Annotated in this window: 2 protein-coding genes; one reads left to right on the top strand and one right to left on the bottom strand. The window is 58.6% G+C overall.

Annotation, left to right across the window (positions count from 1 at the left end):
- The coding region (locus ACXRVY_RS18860; RefSeq protein WP_458237967.1) for an urease subunit alpha at positions 1–1,091 on the top strand (1,091 nt) is incomplete at its 5' end.
- Positions 1,092–1,151: 60 nt separating this feature from the next.
- Here the strand turns inward: ACXRVY_RS18860 and ACXRVY_RS18855 are convergent.
- The coding region (locus ACXRVY_RS18855) for an NEL-type E3 ubiquitin ligase domain-containing protein (protein WP_458237966.1) at positions 1,152–4,201 on the bottom strand (3,050 nt) is incomplete at its 5' end.

The following is a 4,201-nucleotide window of genomic DNA, read 5'->3' as shown; positions in this document are numbered from 1 at the left end:
TGATCGAACAGGTCAAGGCCGGCGCCATCGGCCTCAAGCTCCACGAAGACTGGGGCACCACGCCGGCGAGCATCGACAATTGCCTGAACGTGGCCGACCAGTACGACGTGCAGGTCGCCATTCACACCGACACCCTGAACGAATCCGGTTTCGTCGAAACCACCCTCGCCGCTTTCAAGGGCCGTACCATCCACACCTACCACACCGAAGGTGCCGGTGGCGGTCATGCGCCGGACATCATCAAGGCCTGCGGTTTTGCCAATGTACTGCCGAGTTCCACCAACCCGACCCGGCCGTTCACCCGCAACACCATCGACGAACACCTCGACATGCTGATGGTCTGTCATCACCTCGACCCCAGCATTGCCGAAGACGTGGCCTTCGCCGAAAGCCGCATCCGCCGCGAGACAATTGCCGCCGAAGACATCCTCCACGACCTCGGCGCGTTCTCGATGATCAGCTCCGACAGCCAGGCCATGGGCCGCGTCGGCGAAGTCATCACCCGCACCTGGCAGACCGCCGACAAGATGAAAAAACAGCGCGGCGCGCTGCCGGGCGACGGTGCAGGCAACGACAACTTCCGCGCCAAACGCTACATCGCCAAATACACCATCAACCCGGCGATCACCCATGGCATCAGCCATGAAGTGGGTTCGGTGGAAGTCGGTAAATGGGCGGACCTGGTACTGTGGCGCCCGGCATTTTTCGGTGTGAAGCCGACGCTGATTCTCAAGGGCGGTGCCATTGCGGCCAGCCTGATGGGCGATGCAAACGCGTCAATTCCCACGCCACAACCGGTGCATTACCGTCCGATGTTCGCCAGCTACGGCGGCTCCTTGCATGCTACCAGCCTGACCTTTATCAGCCAGGCGGCGCAGGAGGCAGGCTTGCCGGAAGCCTTGGGCCTGAAGAAGAAAATCGCCGTGGTCAAAGGTTGTCGGGACGTGCAGAAAACCGACCTGATTCATAACGACTACCTGCCGACTATCGACGTCGACCCGCAGACCTATCAGGTGAAAGCCGACGGCGTATTGTTGTGGTGCGAACCGGCCGACACCTTGCCCATGGCACAGCGTTATTTCCTGTTCTGACGGTCGCTCAAAAAGAAGCCCCGAAGGCGACATCGCATTCGGGGCTGGTCAAACCATCGATCAACTATCAGCCTGCACGGTGAACGGTATCTCCGTCCTTCGCAGCTTGGCACGCTCGATAGCTTGACTCGTCCAGGTTTTCTTCAGTTCCTTGATCGCGGTGAACTGGACCATCTCATCTTCGTTGCGCAGTTCGAGCTTTTTTCTGGCGATATCATCACGATAAGTGTTTTCCAGATAGTCGTCCCAGAAAGTCTGTTGGAGAATGGTTTCCTCGAGCAGGTCACCCTGTTCAAGCCCCAGTACGTGCAGACGAGCGGCCTCTATCATCTCGGACGTCACCCCGCTAATGGCCCGGAATAACATGCCACGCGATTGCCATGGCAGATCCAGTTTTTCCGCCAGCTCCGTCATATAGGCGAGCTGCACCTCCACTTCGTCGATCGTACCGGTAACGTCGCCATTGGCATCGACACGTCTGAATCGCTCTCCGCTCTCGTAACGTGCGGCAATTCGCCGGCGCGCAATAGCGCCCAGTTCATCCAGTCGAGACTTGCCCCTGGCCAACTCCACCAGTTCCGCCTCGATAAGGGCCGGGTTTTCCAGCGCGTAAGCCTCCTTGACCAGCACCTTGACCCCCAGTGCATTGAACAATTGGGTTGCCCCATCAGAACATTCGGTGACTACCACCGACTCGGAGAATGCCGTCTCGCGCAGTTCCGGATCATTGTGCATCGCCTCCAGCATTCGCCAGACCTTGGCTGTCAGTTCGCTGCGATAGGACGTCTCCGCCGTATTGAAGTCAGCCGATTGCGTCAGCCGTCGTATGACATCAAAGAACTTTTCGGAGCCCATCTCATCTTCGAGTTCATCCCAGATGATCAACCTTTCCCTGAACAATGAATCGGGCATGCCCTGCGCCCACTTAAGGCTGTCCAGCAACCCTCGAGGTGGATAAGGACGTTGCGGGTCCATGCCGACAGATTCCAGATAGTGTTTCAGCTTCTCCAGAACGCTCGGAGACACCCACTCAGGTTCACGACTGACGATGGTTCGGCCCAGCAACTCCGCACGGAACGACCCTGGTGCAATGTCTGGAATATGGGTCAATCGGTTGTACCTCAGATTCAGATAGATTTGACGTGGACGGGATTTGCCGAACAGTCCAATGGGCCATTGATCAATGCCGGTCCGCTCAAGATTGAGGACCGCCAGTCTTGACATCAGGCTGATGTCAGGCACGCGACCCAATGGATTGTTTGCCAACTGCAGAACCTCCAATTGAGTCAATCCTCTCAATCGCGCAACCGCCTGTTCGGTCAGCACGATTTGATTGTTCTCCAGCCCCAGTTGGGTCAAATGACGCAGATCACCAATGGCCGGCGGTAACCGGTTTAACAGGTTATCGCTCAGGTTGAGTGAGCGCAGCCCAGGGAATTTCTCGAGAAATGCTCCCTGGCTACTGAGCATATTGGTACTGCACATGCTCAAGCTGGTGACGTGATCAAAATTGGCGGTCAGTTCCGGAAAGCTCGCCAGGTGCCGGCCCATCGAGATGCCATTCAGATCAAGAGACTGCGCACCGATGATGCCCGGGGCGTCGATGCCTGCCGGCCCCGTCCTTTGCCAGCATTGCCTGATCGCCTTGTAGAGCGCGTTACGCGATTGCCATTCCGCCACCCCCAGCGGGCCGAAGCGGTTGTGCAATGTGGGAGAATTCATCCAGCGTTGCAGCGTGCTGTTGAGTTGATTGAACTCGGCTTCCAGGGCGCTGACACGCGCCTCGGCCGCTTCGGCCACTGGCCCCAGTACTCCGCCAACCTGTTCGTCGGAAAATCCTGGATAAAGGGATCTGACCCGCTGCCGCAACAACGGCTCGTCGGCGATTCCGTGATAACCCCCGCGACCGCTCAACGGGTAGCCGCGCCGACCGTCGGGCAACAGCGTCAGCGGCTTCAAGAACGGTTGACGTTGCGCCTGCATGTTCAGGACCGAGCGCAGTTCATCACGCGCCAGTGCATGTTGCTGGATCAGTGCCTCGAGATCCGCGCCCTGATTCACGTGAGGCAAACTCAGGGATCTGCGTTGAGCATCCGGCAAGGCATGCTGAAGGGCGGCATACAGGTCATCCCTTCCGTGTAAATGATTATCGCTGGCGTCGCGTGCTTCGTACTGCCCATCCCCGGTACGAACGAGCACTTTGCGCTCAAGGGCATCTTCGGGGCCGATGCTGGCTCGTATCGCTCCGGTGAAAGAGCCCTCCCGCACTTCGATGCGTAAATTGCCTGACTCGGCCAGTAGTTTTTTGAGTGTATGCAGGACCAGGCTTTCAGTGTCCGGTGCAGCCAGCGTCCCCAGGAAAAGCCCCTCATAAGCGCGTGACAAGCGCACCTCTTGCTGCGCCAGACGAGCTTTTTGCGCCAATCGCAACGGCAGACGCCGGGCGGTTTTCATCTGACGCAGCTCGTCGGGCGTTGCATCCTTCAACAGGTCCTTTGCGAGCCTGGTCGATAACGAGGAAAAGCTGCGCTGGACCAACTGAGTCCGCGGATTTCCCAGTTCCTCGCGTTCCTTGGACAAACTCTGGAATATCCGCGCTCTGGCCTTATCCGCATGGTCGGCCAGAAGCGCTTTCAACGTCTGGGCCTGCTGATCCGGCGCGACATGCTGGCCGACCAGATGCCTGGTTTGCTCCTCGCTGAGGAGGGACAGCACACGCTCCGGCAATTGGCCCGCCATCAGCTCGGCTCGGCTGACCGTGATCACGTCCGAAGCCGGTGCGGCGCTATCACCATACTGAACGGACTTACCGCTCAAATCAGCGCTTTCGAACGCCTCTATCGCTTTGGTACGAGGCCACCCTGGCAGCTCGACCATCAAGGAAGCAGCATAACCGCAAAGGTCACTCTGGAGCTGCCCGCTACGAATCTGGGCCCCCACTTCGCCGGCATCGGAATAGGCTTGAAACCGCGTGATGGTGTCGGCCAGCAGCGGCGGCGGCGGCTCAGACTCGACATGCATCCTGCGCAGCATCTCTTCTTGTGTGCCGCTGACCTTGAGCAGGTTTTCGCGCTCGTTTTCGGTGAAGGAGTCAACCGAGTGTCCCAGAC

Source organism: Pseudomonas sp. P5_A2_2 (assembly GCF_054177685.1).
The sequence above is the reverse complement of the archived record's forward strand: the minus strand, read 5'-3'. Positions and strand labels throughout refer to the sequence as shown.